We start from the raw sequence: 15,042 nt of genomic DNA on the forward strand, positions 1-15,042 counted from the left end.
GGGCTGCTTCAACGACGGACCTGCAGCGCGCCGGGATTGACGATGTTGGTGGGGTTGCCCTTGATGAAGCTGACGACGTTGTCGAAGGCCTGGCCGAAGTACATCTCGTAGCTGTCCTGCTCGACGTAGCCGATGTGCGGCGTGCAGATGCAGTTCTCCAGCCGCAGCAGCGCGTGGCCTTGCAGCGGCGGTTCGCTCTCGAACACATCGATCGCCGCCAGTCCGGGCCGGCCGCGATTGAGCGCGGCGAGCAGGGCATCCTGTTCGACCAGTTCCGCCCGCGAGGTGTTGACGAAGAGTGCGGTCGGCTTCATGCGCGACAGATCTTCCAGCGTCACCAGCCCGCGCGTGTCGTCCGTCAGGCGCAGATGGATCGACAGCACGTCGGCAGCCATGAAGAAGGCGTCCCGGTTGGGGGCCACCTGCAGGCCGTCGGACCTCGCCTTGGCGCAGCTTTCTTCGCGGCCCCAAATCACCACCTGCATCCCGAAGGCCTGTCCGTAGCGGGCGACCAATTGGCCGATGCGGCCGTAGCCCCAGATGCAGAGGGTCTTGCCCTTCAGCACCGAGCCGAGCCCGAAGTTGGGCGGCATCGAGGCCGACTTGAGGCCCGACTGCTGCCACGCGCCGTGCTTGAGGTTGCTGATGTACTGCGGCAGGCGGCGCATCGCGGCCATGATGAGCGCCCAGGTGAGCTCTGCAGGTGCCAACGGCGAACCCGTGCCTTCGGCCACCGCAATGCCTTGCTCGGTGCAGGCGTGCACATCGATGTGTGCGCCGACGCGCCCTGTCTGCGAGATCAGCTTGAGCTTGGGCAGCTTCTCGATCAGCTGACGGGACACCTGGGTGCGTTCGCGGTTCAGCACGATCACGTCGGCGTCCTTGAGCCGGATCGAGAGCTGTCCGATGCCCTTGACCGTATTGGTATAGACCTTGGCTGCGTACGCATCGAGCTTGGCGGCGCAGCGCAACTTGCGCACCGCGTCCTGATAGTCGTCGAGGATCACAATGTTCATGGCGTGCCATTGTGCCTCGCGTTGCCAACGCGCCGTGTCGGCGCGTGGCTGGACACGGTTCGGCCGGATGCGCGTGCGGCTAGGTCATCGCCTCGGCGAACGCCCGCGGCGCGGGTCTGGAACCTGCGCCGGCGACAGGCCGCTCCGTGTCAATGCAGTCCGGCTGCTCGTGGTGTTGCGTCCGCGGCCTCCAGGGCGGCCAGCCGATCGAGCTCGGCGCAGACGTCGACCATGCGGCCGGAAATCAACACGCGACTGGCACGCCGGCCGGATTGCTGGGCGTCGACCGTGCGCACGACGCGCAAGGGACGCATCGGCGCTGGCACTTCGGCCTGCGCGGCTGCGCCGGGGTGCACCGCGCAGCTGGGCCGAACACTCACGTACCGCAGGCCAGCCGAAGCGGTGCGGCGCGATCGACGAGCCGGCATCCAGCGGCTCGCCAGCGATTGCAGTGGCGTGAAAAAATCAGCAATGCTGAGAAGAGCGATTCCCATGTGAACTCCAGAAAATCAGAGGTTGAACACAGGCAGGATTGCTTTCATCGGCTTCGACAGGGTGATGGCCTTCGCCATACGCCCGCCACCTGTCGCGGCCGGGATCTTCATGCATGCGGCTGCATGCGATGACTGCCGCAGCTACATCAGCATCGTGTTGCGGATCAGGCCGACTGCAAGGCCTTCAATTTCGAAGGGCTCGCCGGGCTGAACCACGATGGTGGGGTAATCGGGATTTTCCGCATGCAGTTCGATGACCTGCTTATTGCGCTTGAGGCGCTTGACCGTCACCTCATCGCCCAGCCGTGCCACCACGATCTGCCCGTTGCGGGCTTCCTTGGTGGCCTGGACGGCAAGCAGATCGCCGTCCATGATGCCGGCGTCGCGCATGGACATGCCGCGCACCTTGAGGAGGTAGTCGGGCTGGCGCTGGAACAGCGTGTTTTCCACGTAATAGGTTTGATCGACGTGTTCTTGCGCAAGGATGGGCGAGCCTGCGGCCACACGGCCGATCAGCGGCAGCGCCAACTGGGCCATGCCGGGGAGGGACAGGGAGAACTGGTTGTTGCGGGATTCGTTGAGGGAGCGCAGCGCATCGCCCTTGAGGCGGATGCCGCGCGAAGTGCCACTCACGAGTTCGATGACACCCTTGCGGGCCAGCGCTTGAAGATGCTCTTCGGCTGCATTGGCCGACTTGAAGCCGAGCTCGGCGGCAATCTCGGCGCGAGTGGGCGGAGCGCCGGTGCGCGCGATGGCACTCTGGATGAGGTCGAGGATCTGCTGCTGACGGGCGGTAAGCTTGACGGCAAACTGCATGAATGACTCCTTGCGGCACTGGCTGAATATCCAGTACCTGTATTTTTAACCAGTTTCAGAAAGTTGGCAAGCCATGGCCCAGGACATTCGAGACGGCCGGCGCCGCGTGATCGTGTTGGGGACGGGCGGCACCATCGCCGGAAGGGCGGCGGCGCCCGGTGACAACATCGGCTATGCCGCCGGCCAGGTGGGCGTGTCGGATCTGCTGAGCGGCATCGAGGCGCCGGACGGAATTTCATTGTTGGCGGAGCAGGTCGCGCAGATCGACAGCAAGGACATGACGTCGGTGGTCTGGCGCGAGCTCGCCCTGCGCTGCGCTCACTGGCTCGCCGCGCCCGACGTGGCGGGCATCGTCATCACGCATGGCACCGACACGCTGGAAGAGACGGCGTTCTTCCTGCAATCGGTGCTATTGCCGCACAAGCCCGTGGTTCTGACCTGCGCGATGCGGCCGGCCACCGCCCTGGCACCCGACGGACCGCAGAACATGCGCGATGCCCTCGTGGTCGCTGCGATGCCAGGTGCACACGGCGTCGTGGCCGTGTGTGCAGGGACCGTGCACAGCGCGTTCGATGTGCGCAAGGTCCACACCTATCGGCTCGATGCATTCGATTCCGGTGACGCGGGCCCGTTGGGCTATGTCGAGGAAGGCCTTGTGCGGCTCCACAGAAGCTGGCCCGGCGCGGCCGCCGATGTCGCCTCAGGCCTGTTCGAACGGATGATCGAAGCGCGGACATGGCCTCGGGTCGAGATCCTGGTGAGCCACGCAGAGGCGCGCGGGAGCATCGTCGATTCACTGCTCCAGGAGCGTCGGCTCGGTGCGGCAGAGCCGGTACAAGGCCTGGTGTTCGCGGCCACCGGCAACGGCACGCTTCACCATGCGCTCGAAGAGGCAGCGCTTCGGGCGCAATCCGCCGGTGTGGCCGTGGTGCGTGCGACGCGATGCGCGCAGGGGCGCATCCTGCCGAAAGCCGGCGAAGCGGAATCGATACCCAGCGCCGGCGCCTTGACGCCGGTGAAGGCGCGCATCGCCCTCATGCTGGAACTCCTGGGCAGCCCATCGACCGCCTGAGAGAACCGGAATGTTCGCGCGAAGGGGCCGATCAGCTGCTCAACGCCGTGAGCGCGCGCTGAGTGATCTCATCGACCGTGCCCACACCGCTGATGGCGCGGTACTTCGGCGCCGCAGCCGGCTCGGCCTTGGCCCATGCCGCGTAATAGTCGACCAGGGGACGCGTCTGCTGGCTATAGACCTCGAGGCGCTTGCGCACGGTGGCTTCCTTGTCGTCCTCGCGCTGGACCAGGTCATCGCCCGTCAGGTCGTCCTTGCCCTCGGTCTTCGGCGGGTTGAACTTGACGTGGTAGATGCGTCCCGAGGCCGGATGCGAGCGGCGACCGCTCATGCGCTCGACGATGTCTGCGAAAGGCACGTCGATCTCGAGCACATAGTCGAGGTTGACCTGCGCCGCGCGCATGGCTTCGGCCTGCGGAATGGTGCGAGGAAAGCCGTCGAAGAGAAAACCGTTCGCGCAATCCGGCAGTGCGAGACGTTCCTTGACGAGGTTGATGATCAGATCGTCGCTCACAAGTGCGCCGGATGCCATGACGGCCTGCGCCTGCAGGCCGAGCGCGGTGCCCGCCTTGACCGCGGCTCGCAGCATGTCCCCGGTGGAGATCTGGGGGATGCCATATTTCTGGCAAATGAAGGCGGCCTGCGTGCCTTTGCCTGCCCCGGGGGCGCCCAACAAAATCAGTCTCATGGTGTCCTCGGACGGTTCTTTGAATTCTGTCGCGCCATGCACACTCGCCACGTGAGCGGCGCAGGGCGGAGTTGGATCGAGGATAGCATGCGTCCCGCGGCCGAATCGCGGACCAGGGCGAGGCTGGCTACGCGGCCGACAGCAGGGCGCGCACGCGGGCCAGGTCTTCCGGCGTATCGATGCCCGGCCCTGGCGCATGGTCGCTGACATGCACCGCGATGCGGTGCCCGTGCCACAGTGCGCGCAGCTGTTCCAGCGCTTCGGTGCCCTCGATCGGTGCCGGCGGCAGATCCGGAAACCGGCGCACGAACCCGGCGCGGTAGCCATAGATGCCGATATGACGCAGCGCTTGCGGTGCACGCGGCAATGTGGTCGGGCCTTTCCCAGCAAAGCCGTCGCGCCACCATGGGATCGGCGCGCGACTGAAGTAAAGCGCGTTGCCCTGCGCATCGAGCACGGTTTTCACGACATTCGGATTCACGAAATCGTCGACCGAGTCGATCACGTGTGCTGCCGTGCTCATCGCCGCATCGGGATGCGAGTCCAGAGTGTGGGCGACGGCATCGATGAGCGCCGGATCAATCAGTGGCTCGTCGCCCTGCACGTTGACGACGATCGCATCGTCCGCGAGGCCGAGCAGGGTGCAGGCCTCGGCGAGGCGATCGCTGCCGCTGGGATGGTCGGTGCGGGTGAGCAGGGCTTGCACGCCATGGGCCTCGCAAGCGGCAACGATGCGCGCATCGTCCGCGGCCACCACGACGCTGCGTGCGGCAGACTGATGCGCGCGTTGCGCAACGCGAACCACCATCGGCAGGCCGGCAATGTCGGCCAGCGGCTTGTCCGGCAAGCGCGTCGACGCCAGCCTGGCAGGGATGAGAACGGTGAACGAAACCACGCTTTGCCGCGGCCCGGCTCAAAGGCCCAATTCTTCGTCGGAAAGGGTGCGTGCTTCCGTCTCGAGCAGCACGGGGATGCCGTCGCGCACCGGATAAGCGAGGCGTGCGCTGCGCGAGGCAAGCTCCTGCTTCTCTGCATTCCAGGTCAGCGGGCCCTTGGTCACGGGGCAGACGAGCAGTTCAAGCAGCTTGGTGTCCATCGAGGGATGATAGCTTCGCATCGAGCGCGGCGAAAAAGGCCGGCGCGGGTTCGAACACCAGAGGGATGGTCAAGGCTGCAGGGGCCGTTCGCCACAGTTTCACGGCGTCCTTTTCCGTGCAGATCAGCGTGTGGCTGCCGTCGTTGGGCGGGGGCGTCCAGTCATGAAAATCGTCGTGATCGGGCAATGCGATGCATTGCGCCAGGCTCAGACCGGCCTCGCGAAGCATCTGGAAGAACGCGTCGGGCTTTGCGATCGCGGCGACGGCGATCAGGTGCCGTCCGCTCAACGAGGACAGCGCAATGGCCGTGCCGTCGCTTTGCAGCGCATGGTCGGCCAGCATGCGGCGGGCGCCGAATCCGGCAAATGCCGGGTGGCGCCCGGTATGAAGGATCAGGTCGCAGGGGCGCGGCCAGCGCTCGCGCAAGGGGCCGGCCGGAAGCAGCCAGCCATTGCCGGTGCCGCGATCGTCGAAGACGCAGATCTCGACGTCGCGCGCCAGCGCCCAATGCTGCAGGCCGTCGTCGCTCACGATGACCTGGATCGCAGGATGGCGCGCAAGCAGGGCGCGGGCTGCTGCCGCACGCTGCCGGGCGACGAAAACCGGCGCATGGGTCGAGCGGCGGATCAGCGCGGGTTCGTCGCCGACCTCGTCAGGATCGCTGTCGTCGAACACCTCGCGGCAGTCGTCGGTCGACCGGCCGTAGCCGCGCGACACCACACCGGCCGTGATGCCGCGTGCATTCAGGTGCCGCAAGATCGCCATCACCACCGGCGTCTTGCCCGAGCCGCCCGCGACGACGTTGCCGACCACGATCACCGGCACGCCGATCCGTTCGACGGGCCGTATCCCGAAGCGATAGAGCGCCCGCCGGCAGCCGGCCAGCGCGCCGTAGAGGAGGGACAACGGCCAGAGCAGCCGCGCGATCAAGCCGCGTTGCAGCCAGGCTTGCTGCAGCCAGGCCAAGGCTAGCGTCCCGCTTGCGCGGCTGTCTGCGTGGCGAAGGTGATGCGCATGAGGCCCGCGCGGCGCGCGCCTTCCATCACCGTGATCACCGACTGGTGCGAAGCGCTGGCATCGGCGCTGATGATCACGACGTTGTCCTTGGCTTCGTCCGCTGCGGCACCGAGCGCTGACGCCACGGTTTCGATGCTGCGGTCCGGCAGGATCGTCTTGTTGACCGAATAGCGCCCGTCGGCCGAGACCGCGACGATCACTTCCTTCGGGTAGTCGTGCTGCGCCTCGGCATCGGCCACCGGCAGGCGAATCTGCATCTCCGTGAACTTGCTGTAGGTGGTCGACAGCATCAGGAAGATCAGGATGACCAGCAGCACGTCGATGAACGGGATCAGGTTGATCTCGGGTTCATCGCGCGAGCCATGGCGAAAATGCATTCTCATCGGCGCAGGGCGTTCAGGTGCCGCGCGAAGCGCTCGCCGGCGAGTTCCAGGTTCAGCAGGTACTCGTCGACGCGGCTGCGGAAATAGCGCCAGAAGATCAGCGACGGGATCGCGATGATCAATCCGAAGGCCGTGTTGTAGAGCGCGACGGAAATGCCGTGTGCCAGCTGCGCCGGATTGCCGGAGCTCACCGCGCCGTTGGCCGGTGACTGGGAGCCGAAGATCTCAATCATTCCGATCACTGTGCCCAGCAAGCCGAGCAGAGGTGCGGCCGATGCGATGGTTGCCAATGCCGGCAGGTAGCGCTCGAGCCGGTGCGCGACCATGCGCCCGGCGGCCTCCATCGCCGCACGCAGGTCGTCCTCGGTCGAGAGCGGATTGGCGTTCATGGCGCGAAAGCCGGCGGCCAGCACTTCGCCGAGCCCCGAGTTCCGTTCGAGCTTGGTCACGACGTCGGGACCTGGAATGGCGGCGCGCGATACCGTGATGGCTTCATCGAGCAATTTCGGAGGCAGGACTTTGGAGGTTTTCAGGTTTGTGAATCTCTCGATGACCAGCGCCAGGGCGATCACCGAACAGGCGAGCAGCGGCCAGATGGGCCAACCCGCAGCAACTATGATGGAAAACAAAAAAATCCTCCGTCCTGGTGGACTGCAAATGCGCGGCGATTATCCACCGAGCCGGTCCAGCCTTCGCCCTGTATTCGCTGTAGGCGTTGCCGCACAGTTTCTGTGGATAACTTTGTGGCTAACAAGCCGAGCAACTCATTTAGACCCGCATGCCCTGGGCCTTCCATTGAATCGATCGAATTTTGAGCACCGCTTTTCCCAATGAAATCAATGTTTTGCACGGAAAGCCGTGCATGTGGTGCCGGTTCGGTCCGTGCCGAGGACGAGCGCTCGTCGGCTGTGGACGACTGCTGATCTGTAACAGGGCTGCCCATGGGTGAACGCGAGCCCTATCCGGCATCGACGGCCCGGGTATGGGCGGTTGGCGCCCTGTGCCGCGCCGTTGCGGATGCGCTCGATGCGCGCTTCAATCCGGTGGCGGTAAGGGGTGAGATCTCGGGCTTTTCCCGTGCGGCCAGCGGGCATTGCTATTTCTCGCTGAAGGATGCGTCCGGTCAGCTGCGGTGCGCCATGTTCCGGCGCGCTGCCGGCTTGCTCGATTTCTCGCCGCGCGACGGTGACCAGGTCGAGGTCCGCGGCCGGTTGGCGGTCTACGAGCCGCGCGGCGATCTGCAACTGGTGGTCGAGAGCCTGCGCCGCGCGGGGCAGGGCGCGCTGTTCGAGCAATTCCTGCAGCGCAAGGCCAAGCTGGAATCCGAAGGGTTGTTCGATACGGCGCGCAAACGACCGCTGCCTGCCATGCCGGGCGCGATCGGCGTCGTCACGTCCCTGGGGGCGGCCGCGCTGCACGACGTCGTGACCGCATTGCGCCGCCGCGTGCCGCATATTCCGGTGGTGATCGCGCCGGCGGCCGTCCAGGGTGCGAACGCGCCGGCGGAACTCGTTCGGTCGCTGCAGTCGCTGTATGACCTGCAGCCGGCCGTCGAGGTGATCCTCCTGGTGCGCGGCGGGGGATCGATCGAGGATCTCTGGGCCTTCAATGACGAGATGCTGGCCCGCGCGATCGTCCAGAGTCCGGTGCCCGTGATCAGCGGCGTCGGCCATGAGACGGACTTCACCATTGCCGATTTCTGCGCCGACCTGCGTGCCCCGACGCCCACGGCCGCCGCCGAACTCGTCGCGGCCCCGCGCGAGCTCTGGCTGGGTGCGCTGGAATTGCTCGAAGAGCGCCTGACCGAAGCGCTGTCCGCTCGGGTGGACGCGCTGAACCAGCGCCTCGACCTGGCGGCCAGCCGGCTCGGCCGTCCTTCGGCATTGGCGGCGCGGCAGCAGCTGCGCCTGGCGCATCAGGCGCAGCGATTGCACTACGCGGTTCTGTCCAGAGTGCAGCGCCTGGCGCAGTCCCGGCAGTCGCTGGAGGCCGAGTTGCCACGCAGGGTCGGGGACGTCCTGACCCGGCATCACGAGCGGCTCGATCGGGCGGCACTTCGACTGCAGCTGCTGGATCCTGCATTGGTCTTGCAGCGCGGCTACGCGTGGCTGACGGACGCGGCGGGTCACGCGATCACGAGCGTGGCTCGGCTTGCGCCCGGCGACGAGGTCAGCGCGCGTCTGGCCGACGGTGCTGTCGATCTGACGGTGCTGAGAACAGGGACAACGGGAAAGCATCCGACGCCAGCCGCCTAATTCCTTTCTAGAATCCTTCATCCCACAACCAACCCGAGAGATACAACATGGAACACGTTCTTCCTCCTCTGCCCTATCCGATGGACGCGCTGGCGCCCGAGTATTCGAAGGAAACCCTGGAGTACCACTACGGGAAGCACCACAACGCCTATGTCGTGAACCTGAACAACCTGCAGAAGGGCACGGAGTTCGAGAAGATGACACTCGAAGAGATCGTCAAGAAGTCCAGCGGCGGCATCTACAACAACGCGGCCCAGATCTGGAATCACACTTTCTTCTGGAATTGCATGAAGCCTGCGGGCGGCGGCGAACCCACCGGCGCGCTGGCCAAGGCCATCGACGCCAAGTGGGGCAGCTATGCGGCCTTCAAGGAGGCGTTCGTCAAATCCGCGGTGGGCAACTTCGGCTCGGGCTGGACCTGGCTGGTCAAGAAGGGTGACGGGACGGTGGACATCGTCAACACCGGCGCGGCCGGTACGCCGCTGACCACGGCCGACAAGGCGCTGCTGACGGTGGACGTCTGGGAACACGCCTACTACATCGACTACCGCAACCTGCGTCCCAAGTTCGTCGAGACTTTCCTTGCCAAGCTGGTGAACTGGGATTTCGTGGCGAAGAACTTCGGCTGATCCGATTCAGCCCGAAAGAAAGCCGACTCGTGGGTCGGCTTTTTTCATGGGGCGTGGCGTTCAGTGCCTGTTCGCGAACAACACGCCGCCGAGCTTCGCGCCCTTCTTGATGTTCTTGTGGGCGAACCAACCCTGGTTCATCTCGAGGACGAAACGCACCGGCTCCTCGGAGCAGTGCGAGTTTTCGGTCATCGGCTGCATGTCGGCCAGGTTCACGATGCGACCGTCGTCGGCCACGAAGGCCGCAGTCAGCGGGAGGATCGTGTTCCGCATCCAGAAACACTGCGTGGCCGGTTGCTCGAACACGAAGATCATGCCTTCGAACTGCGGCATTTCCTTGCGGAACATCAGACCGATCTCGCGTTGTTCGGGCGTCTGCGCGACCTGTGCGTCGATCTGGTACATGCCGACCGACAACTTCGTGCGCTGAAGGTCCATCTGCGGTTCCTGGGCATGCGCAAATGCCGTCGACAGGACCGAGAACACAAGGAGGCTAAGAATTCGTCGCAGCATGGTGGACTTTCTGGCGGACACCGTAAACAACAATGCCCGCTGTTGCGGGCACGACCAAATTTGCGTGTGAAGCTTACCTTGTCTTCGACGCCGGCGTCATGCGAAGGCCTGGGCCGCGTAGGCGAAAAAAAAGCGTTCCGCAGAACGCTTTTTCGTCAGCAGCGTGGGGCGCTTACTGGGGCGTGCCACCTTGCGTGCTGCGGCGCTTGAGGCTGCCGTCCTTGTTGCGGCGGCGGGTATCGCGCGTCGATGCGCGCTTTTCGCCGGCAACGGCAGCCTTGTCGGCACCGACGGCACCGCCTTCGGGCGTCTTGACTTCGTCGCCGCCTTGCGCCTTGACGCCGGGGGCCTTCGATTCCACCTTGGCCTGGGCCTTCACTTGCGGCTTGGTGTTCAACTGGGGCTGGGCTTCTTGCGAGGTGCTGCCTTGGGCATATGCGCCAGCCGCGAACAGGCCGGCGATCATGACTGCGAGAACTTTGCTCATTACGGATTCCTCTGTGGAGATGGATTGAAAACGCCTCCCGGCCAGCAGAAGGTCAGCCAACAACGAGACCAGGATGGGCTCGGTTGACAGAATCTTCGGGCTCCTCCGGTTGCGTCTAAAATTCTAAAGCTATTCAGCCATCTGAAAACAAAGTGCTTTTCGGCCCTTAAATCCACCCAGAGTTCCGTTCTCATGCCCAGCTATCAGCACATCAAGGTTCCGACCGAAGGCCAGAAGATCACGGTCAATGCCGACAATTCACTCAATGTGCCTGACCAGCCAATCATTCCGTTCATCGAGGGCGATGGCACCGGCCTGGATATCACGCCGGTCATGCTCAAGGTGGTCGACGCGGCGGTCTCCAAGGCCTACGGCGGCAAGAAGAAGATCCACTGGATGGAGGTCTTTGCCGGCGAAAAGTCGACCAAGGTCTATGGTCCCGATGTCTGGCTGCCCGAAGAGACGCTGCACGCGGTGCGCGACTATGTGGTGTCGATCAAGGGGCCCTTGACCACCCCGGTCGGTGGCGGCATCCGTTCGCTGAACGTGGCGCTGCGCCAGGAACTCGACTTGTATGTCTGCCTGCGCCCGATCCAGTATTTCGAGGGTGTGCCCAGCCCGGTCAAGGAACCGCACAAGACCAACATGGTGATCTTCCGCGAGAACTCGGAAGACATCTATGCCGGCATCGAGTTCGAGGCCGAGAGCGACAAGGCCAAGAAGCTCATCAAGATCCTGCAGGACGAATTCGGCGTCAAGAAGATTCGCTTCCCGAACACCTCGGGCATCGGCATCAAGCCGGTGTCGCGCGAAGGCACCGAGCGCCTCGTGCGCAAGGCGATCCAGTACGCGATCGACAACGACAAGCCCAGCGTGACGATCGTGCACAAGGGCAACATCATGAAGTTCACCGAGGGCGGCTTCCGCGACTGGGCCTATGGCCTGGCGGCCAAGGAATTCGGTGCCGAACTGGTCGACGGTGGTCCCTGGATGAAGTTCAAGAACCCCAGGACGGGCAAGGAAATCACCATCAAGGACTCAATCGCCGACGCGTTCCTGCAACAGATCCTGCTGCGGCCTGCCGAATACTCGGTCGTCGCCACGCTCAACCTCAACGGCGACTACATTTCCGACGCGCTGGCCGCGCAGGTCGGTGGCATCGGCATCGCGCCCGGGGCGAACCTCAGCGACACCGTCGCGATGTTCGAGGCCACGCACGGCACGGCGCCCAAGTACGCCGGCAAGGACTACGTCAACCCCGGCTCCGAAATCCTCTCGGCCGAGATGATGCTGCGTCACATGGGCTGGAAGGAAGCGGCCGACCTGGTTATCAGCTCGATCGAGAAATCCATCGCCAGCAAGAAGGTCACCTACGACTTCGCGCGCCTGATGGAGGGCGCCACGCAGGTCAGCTGCTCGGGTTTTGGCCAGGTCATGATCGACAACATGTGAGGCCCGTCCGGCGCCCACCGGATGCCCCGCGTCAGCCCCAGTGCCTTGCAGGCGCTGGGGTTTTTTGTTTTCGTGCGACATTGACTTCGGCGCCGAGAGAACTGGCTCGGCGCCACCGCAGCCGGCCCGGCCGCCGCGAAGGTTTTGCGCCAGCGCGGCAGAGTTCACGCTGCGGTCACTTGATTGTCGCCAGGACGCCACCATTTTTCGAGGGTCCGGCACCGCGCCCGCACGCTCTATAGAATCATTTTTATGGCAACCAGAATCCCTTCGACCCCACCCACGCCGCCGGCCCAGAAGCCAGCGCGGGACGACGGTGACTCGGTCGTGCTCGAACGGCGACCGCAGAAGACGGCCCCGCCCCAGATGTACCAGGTGGTGATGCTGAACGACGACTACACGCCGATGGAGTTCGTGATCGTCGTCATCCAGGAGTTCTTCAACAAGGACCGGGAAACAGCCACCCAGATCATGCTCAAGATCCATTTGGACGGCCGCGGCGTTTGCGGGGTCTATTCCCGCGACATGGCGGCCACCAAGGTCAATCAGGTGATGGAGGCGGCGCACCAGGCCGGGCATCCGTTGCAGTGCGTCAGTGAACCGGTTGAATAAAGCGCGCTCCAACCCATCTGAGAAATTATTTACAGCAAGGCAAAAGGAAATCACATGATTGCCCAGGAACTGGAAGTCAGCTTGCACATGGCTTTTGTCGAAGCCAGGCAGCAGCGCCACGAGTTCATCACCGTCGAGCACCTGCTGCTCGCTTTGCTGGACAACCCGAGTGCCGCGGAGGTTCTGCGCGCCTGCTCGGCCAATGTCGACGACCTGCGGGCGTCGCTCACCAACTTCATCAAGGACAACACGCCGCAGGTGGCAGGCACCGACGATGTGGACACCCAGCCCACGCTGGGATTCCAGCGCGTGATCCAGCGCGCCATCATGCACGTGCAGTCCACCGGCAACGGCAAGAAGGAAGTCACCGGCGCCAACGTGCTGGTCGCGATCTTCGGTGAAAAGGACTCGCACGCGGTCTACTACCTGCATCAGCAGGGCGTCACGCGCCTCGACGTGGTGAACTTCATCGCCCACGGCATCAAGAAGAGCGATCCGCCCGAAGCAGCCAAGGGCAGCAGCGAATCGTCGTCGGGCGAGGGCGAGGAGGGCGGCGGCGAGAAGAACGAGAAGTCGTCTCCGCTCGAGCAGTTCACGCAGAACCTCAACCAGCTCGCCAAGGAAGGCAAGATCGACCCGCTGATCGGCCGCGAGTACGAGGTCGAGCGCGTGATCCAGATCCTGTGCCGCCGGCGCAAGAACAACCCGCTGCTGGTGGGCGAAGCCGGCGTCGGCAAGACCGCGATCGCCGAGGGCCTGGCCTGGCGCATCACGCAGAACGACGTGCCCGAGATCCTTGCCGAATCGCACGTGTACTCGCTCGACATGGGCGCATTGCTGGCGGGCACCAAGTACCGCGGCGATTTCGAGCAGCGGCTCAAGGGCGTGCTCAAGTCGCTCAAGGACAAGCCCAACGCGATCCTGTTCATCGACGAGATCCACACCCTGATCGGTGCCGGTGCGGCTTCGGGCGGCACGCTCGACGCGTCCAACCTGCTCAAGCCGGCGCTGTCCAGCGGCCAGCTCAAGTGCATCGGCGCGACCACCTTCACCGAATACCGCGGCATCTTCGAAAAGGATGCGGCCCTGTCGCGTCGCTTCCAGAAGGTCGACGTGGTCGAGCCTACCGTCCAGGAGACGGTCGACATCCTCAAGGGCCTGAAGTCGCGCTTCGAGGAACACCATGGCGTCAAGTACGGCGTGGCGGCCCTGCAGGCCGCGGCCGAGCTGAGCGCCAAGTACATCAATGACCGTCATCTGCCCGACAAGGCGATCGACGTCATCGATGAGGCGGGCGCCGCCCAGCGCATCCTGCCGGCCAACAAGCGCAAGAAGACCATCAGCAAGACCGAAGTCGAGGAAATCGTCGCCAAGATCGCGCGCATTCCCCCGGCCAACGTGTCCAACGACGACCGCGGCAAGCTGCAGAACATCGAGCGCGACCTCAAGAGCGTGGTGTTCGGCCAGGACAAGGCGCTCGAAGTGCTGGCCTCGGCCGTCAAGATGGCGCGCTCGGGCCTCGGCCGCGAGGACAAGCCGATCGGCTCCTTCCTGTTCAGCGGCCCGACGGGCGTCGGCAAGACCGAAGCGGCCAAGCAACTCGCCTACATCATGGGCATCGAGCTGATCCGCTTCGACATGTCCGAATACATGGAGCGCCATGCGGTGAGCCGGCTGATCGGCGCGCCTCCCGGCTACGTCGGTTTCGACCAGGGCGGCCTCTTGACCGAGGCGATCACCAAGAAGCCGCACGCGGTGCTCCTGCTCGACGAAATCGAGAAGGCGCACCCGGACATCTTCAACGTGCTGCTGCAGGTCATGGACCATGGCACCCTGACGGACAACAACGGACGCAAGGCCGACTTCCGCAACGTCATCATCGTGATGACGACCAACGCGGGTGCGGAGACCATGAACAAGGCGACCATCGGCTTCACCAACCCGCGCCAGGCGGGCGACGAGATGGCCGACATCAAGCGCCTGTTCACGCCTGAGTTCCGCAACCGGCTGGACGCGACCGTGAGCTTCAAGTCGCTCGACGAGCAGATCATCCTGCGCGTGGTGGACAAGTTCCTGCTGCAGCTCGAAACGCAGCTCGCCGAGAAGAAGGTCGATGTCACCTTCACCGATACGTTGCGCAAGCACCTGGCCAAGAAGGGCTTCGATCCGCTGATGGGTGCACGACCGATGCAGCGCCTGATCCAGGACACGATCCGGCGCGCGCTGGCTGACGAGCTGCTGTTTGGAAGGCTGCAGGAGGGGGGCCGGTTGACGGTCGACCTCGACGACAAGGAAGAAGTGCAGCTCGACATCCAGCCGCTCTCGAAGAAGGAAGGGCGGGCCAAGCCCGAGGCCGAGGAGGCCGAGGCACGGTAGCTTGCTCGCCCCCAGGCTCGCGCACTTCGTGTCGCTCTCCACCCCCTACCGGGGGCAACACCGGCGGACCGGCTGAGCCGGATCCGCGGTGTTCCTGGCAAGGGCAGAAAGGCCGGTAGCATTCGCTGCCGGCTT

General features: G+C 64.5%; 17 protein-coding genes. 6 read left to right on the forward strand and 11 right to left on the reverse strand.

Features of this window, described 5'->3' with window-relative positions:
- Positions 1-8: 8 nt before the first annotated feature.
- From E5P2_RS12455 to lexA, 3 genes are all read right to left on the reverse strand, one after another.
- Positions 9-1,016 (reverse strand): D-2-hydroxyacid dehydrogenase family protein, encoded by a 1,008-nt coding sequence (locus tag E5P2_RS12455; RefSeq protein WP_162567476.1) that lies wholly within the window; start codon positions 1,014-1,016, stop codon positions 9-11.
- Positions 1,017-1,165: 149 nt separating this feature from the next.
- Positions 1,166-1,510: a hypothetical protein gene (locus E5P2_RS12460; protein ID WP_162567477.1), complete on the reverse strand. Its 345-nt coding sequence runs from the start codon at positions 1,508-1,510 to the stop codon at positions 1,166-1,168.
- Between the two features lie 141 nt (positions 1,511-1,651).
- Positions 1,652-2,326, reverse strand: a complete 675-nt coding sequence (gene lexA / locus E5P2_RS12465; RefSeq protein WP_093107767.1) for a transcriptional repressor LexA — start codon at positions 2,324-2,326, stop codon at positions 1,652-1,654.
- A gap of 73 nt (positions 2,327-2,399) precedes the next feature.
- Between lexA and E5P2_RS12470 the strand changes: the two genes are divergently transcribed.
- Positions 2,400-3,398, forward strand: a complete 999-nt coding sequence (locus E5P2_RS12470; protein ID WP_162567478.1) for an asparaginase — start codon at positions 2,400-2,402, stop codon at positions 3,396-3,398.
- 31 nt (positions 3,399-3,429) lie between these two features.
- Here the strand turns inward: E5P2_RS12470 and adk are convergent, their stop codons facing one another.
- From adk to E5P2_RS12500, 6 genes are all read right to left on the reverse strand, one after another.
- Entirely contained in the window at positions 3,430-4,086 is a 657-nt protein-coding gene (gene adk / locus E5P2_RS12475; protein ID WP_162567479.1) for an adenylate kinase, read from the reverse strand.
- Between the two features lie 127 nt (positions 4,087-4,213).
- A complete protein-coding gene (gene kdsB, locus E5P2_RS12480) occupies positions 4,214-4,981 on the reverse strand; it encodes a 3-deoxy-manno-octulosonate cytidylyltransferase (RefSeq protein WP_162567480.1) in 768 nt (255 codons plus the stop codon).
- A gap of 18 nt (positions 4,982-4,999) precedes the next feature.
- A complete protein-coding gene (locus tag E5P2_RS12485; RefSeq protein WP_093107755.1) occupies positions 5,000-5,182 on the reverse strand; it encodes a Trm112 family protein in 183 nt (60 codons plus the stop codon).
- Entirely contained in the window at positions 5,163-6,149 is a 987-nt protein-coding gene (lpxK, locus tag E5P2_RS12490) for a tetraacyldisaccharide 4'-kinase (protein WP_162567481.1), read from the reverse strand. Before lpxK ends, E5P2_RS12485 begins: the two co-directional genes overlap by 20 nt.
- Positions 6,150-6,151: 2 nt before the next feature.
- Positions 6,152-6,577: an ExbD/TolR family protein gene (locus tag E5P2_RS12495; protein WP_162570466.1), complete on the reverse strand. Its 426-nt coding sequence runs from the start codon at positions 6,575-6,577 to the stop codon at positions 6,152-6,154.
- Between the two features lie 2 nt (positions 6,578-6,579).
- Positions 6,580-7,212, reverse strand: a complete 633-nt coding sequence (locus tag E5P2_RS12500) for a MotA/TolQ/ExbB proton channel family protein (RefSeq protein ID WP_162567482.1) — start codon at positions 7,210-7,212, stop codon at positions 6,580-6,582.
- 312 nt (positions 7,213-7,524) lie between these two features.
- On the opposite strand from E5P2_RS12500, the gene xseA reads away from it, so the two are divergent.
- Entirely contained in the window at positions 7,525-8,838 is a 1,314-nt protein-coding gene (xseA, locus tag E5P2_RS12505) for an exodeoxyribonuclease VII large subunit (RefSeq protein ID WP_162567483.1), read from the forward strand.
- A 47-nt stretch (positions 8,839-8,885) separates the two neighbouring features.
- Positions 8,886-9,467 (forward strand): superoxide dismutase, encoded by a 582-nt coding sequence (locus E5P2_RS12510; protein ID WP_162567484.1) that lies wholly within the window; start codon positions 8,886-8,888, stop codon positions 9,465-9,467.
- A 60-nt stretch (positions 9,468-9,527) separates the two neighbouring features.
- Here the strand turns inward: E5P2_RS12510 and E5P2_RS12515 are convergent, their stop codons facing one another.
- Positions 9,528-9,980, reverse strand: a complete 453-nt coding sequence (locus E5P2_RS12515; RefSeq protein WP_162567485.1) for a DUF192 domain-containing protein — start codon at positions 9,978-9,980, stop codon at positions 9,528-9,530.
- Between the two features lie 172 nt (positions 9,981-10,152).
- Positions 10,153-10,467 (reverse strand): cell envelope biogenesis protein TolA, encoded by a 315-nt coding sequence (locus E5P2_RS12520; protein WP_162567486.1) that lies wholly within the window; start codon positions 10,465-10,467, stop codon positions 10,153-10,155.
- Positions 10,468-10,659: 192 nt separating this feature from the next.
- On the opposite strand from E5P2_RS12520, the gene icd reads away from it, so the two are divergent.
- From icd to clpA, 3 genes are all read left to right on the forward strand, one after another.
- The gene (icd, locus tag E5P2_RS12525; RefSeq protein WP_162567487.1) at positions 10,660-11,919 is read left to right on the forward strand and encodes an NADP-dependent isocitrate dehydrogenase; all 1,260 of its coding nucleotides are present in this window, start codon (positions 10,660-10,662) and stop codon (positions 11,917-11,919) included.
- Positions 11,920-12,171: 252 nt separating this feature from the next.
- Positions 12,172-12,531 (forward strand): ATP-dependent Clp protease adapter ClpS, encoded by a 360-nt coding sequence (gene clpS / locus E5P2_RS12530; RefSeq protein ID WP_162567488.1) that lies wholly within the window; start codon positions 12,172-12,174, stop codon positions 12,529-12,531.
- Positions 12,532-12,585: 54 nt separating this feature from the next.
- The gene (clpA, locus tag E5P2_RS12535) at positions 12,586-14,907 is read left to right on the forward strand and encodes an ATP-dependent Clp protease ATP-binding subunit ClpA (protein ID WP_162567489.1); all 2,322 of its coding nucleotides are present in this window, start codon (positions 12,586-12,588) and stop codon (positions 14,905-14,907) included.
- The last annotated feature ends 135 nt before the right edge of the window (positions 14,908-15,042 follow it).

The organism is Variovorax sp. SRS16 (assembly GCF_901827165.1).
Lineage (GTDB): Bacteria > Pseudomonadota > Gammaproteobacteria > Burkholderiales > Burkholderiaceae_C > Variovorax.

Coding starts and splice junctions, on each gene's coding strand:
- E5P2_RS12455 (WP_162567476.1), bottom strand. CDS start 1,016: ATGAACATTGTGATCCTCGACGACTATCAGGACGCGGTGCGCAAGTTG.
- E5P2_RS12460 (WP_162567477.1), bottom strand. CDS start 1,510: ATGGGAATCGCTCTTCTCAGCATTGCTGATTTTTTCACGCCACTGCAA.
- lexA (WP_093107767.1), bottom strand. CDS start 2,326: ATGCAGTTTGCCGTCAAGCTTACCGCCCGTCAGCAGCAGATCCTCGAC.
- E5P2_RS12470 (WP_162567478.1), top strand. CDS start 2,400: ATGGCCCAGGACATTCGAGACGGCCGGCGCCGCGTGATCGTGTTGGGG.
- adk (WP_162567479.1), bottom strand. CDS start 4,086: ATGAGACTGATTTTGTTGGGCGCCCCCGGGGCAGGCAAAGGCACGCAG.
- E5P2_RS12485 (WP_093107755.1), bottom strand. CDS start 5,182: ATGGACACCAAGCTGCTTGAACTGCTCGTCTGCCCCGTGACCAAGGGC.
- E5P2_RS12495 (WP_162570466.1), bottom strand. CDS start 6,577: ATGCATTTTCGCCATGGCTCGCGCGATGAACCCGAGATCAACCTGATC.
- xseA (WP_162567483.1), top strand. CDS start 7,525: ATGGGTGAACGCGAGCCCTATCCGGCATCGACGGCCCGGGTATGGGCG.
- E5P2_RS12510 (WP_162567484.1), top strand. CDS start 8,886: ATGGAACACGTTCTTCCTCCTCTGCCCTATCCGATGGACGCGCTGGCG.
- E5P2_RS12515 (WP_162567485.1), bottom strand. CDS start 9,980: ATGCTGCGACGAATTCTTAGCCTCCTTGTGTTCTCGGTCCTGTCGACG.
- E5P2_RS12520 (WP_162567486.1), bottom strand. CDS start 10,467: ATGAGCAAAGTTCTCGCAGTCATGATCGCCGGCCTGTTCGCGGCTGGC.
- icd (WP_162567487.1), top strand. CDS start 10,660: ATGCCCAGCTATCAGCACATCAAGGTTCCGACCGAAGGCCAGAAGATC.
- clpS (WP_162567488.1), top strand. CDS start 12,172: ATGGCAACCAGAATCCCTTCGACCCCACCCACGCCGCCGGCCCAGAAG.
- clpA (WP_162567489.1), top strand. CDS start 12,586: ATGATTGCCCAGGAACTGGAAGTCAGCTTGCACATGGCTTTTGTCGAA.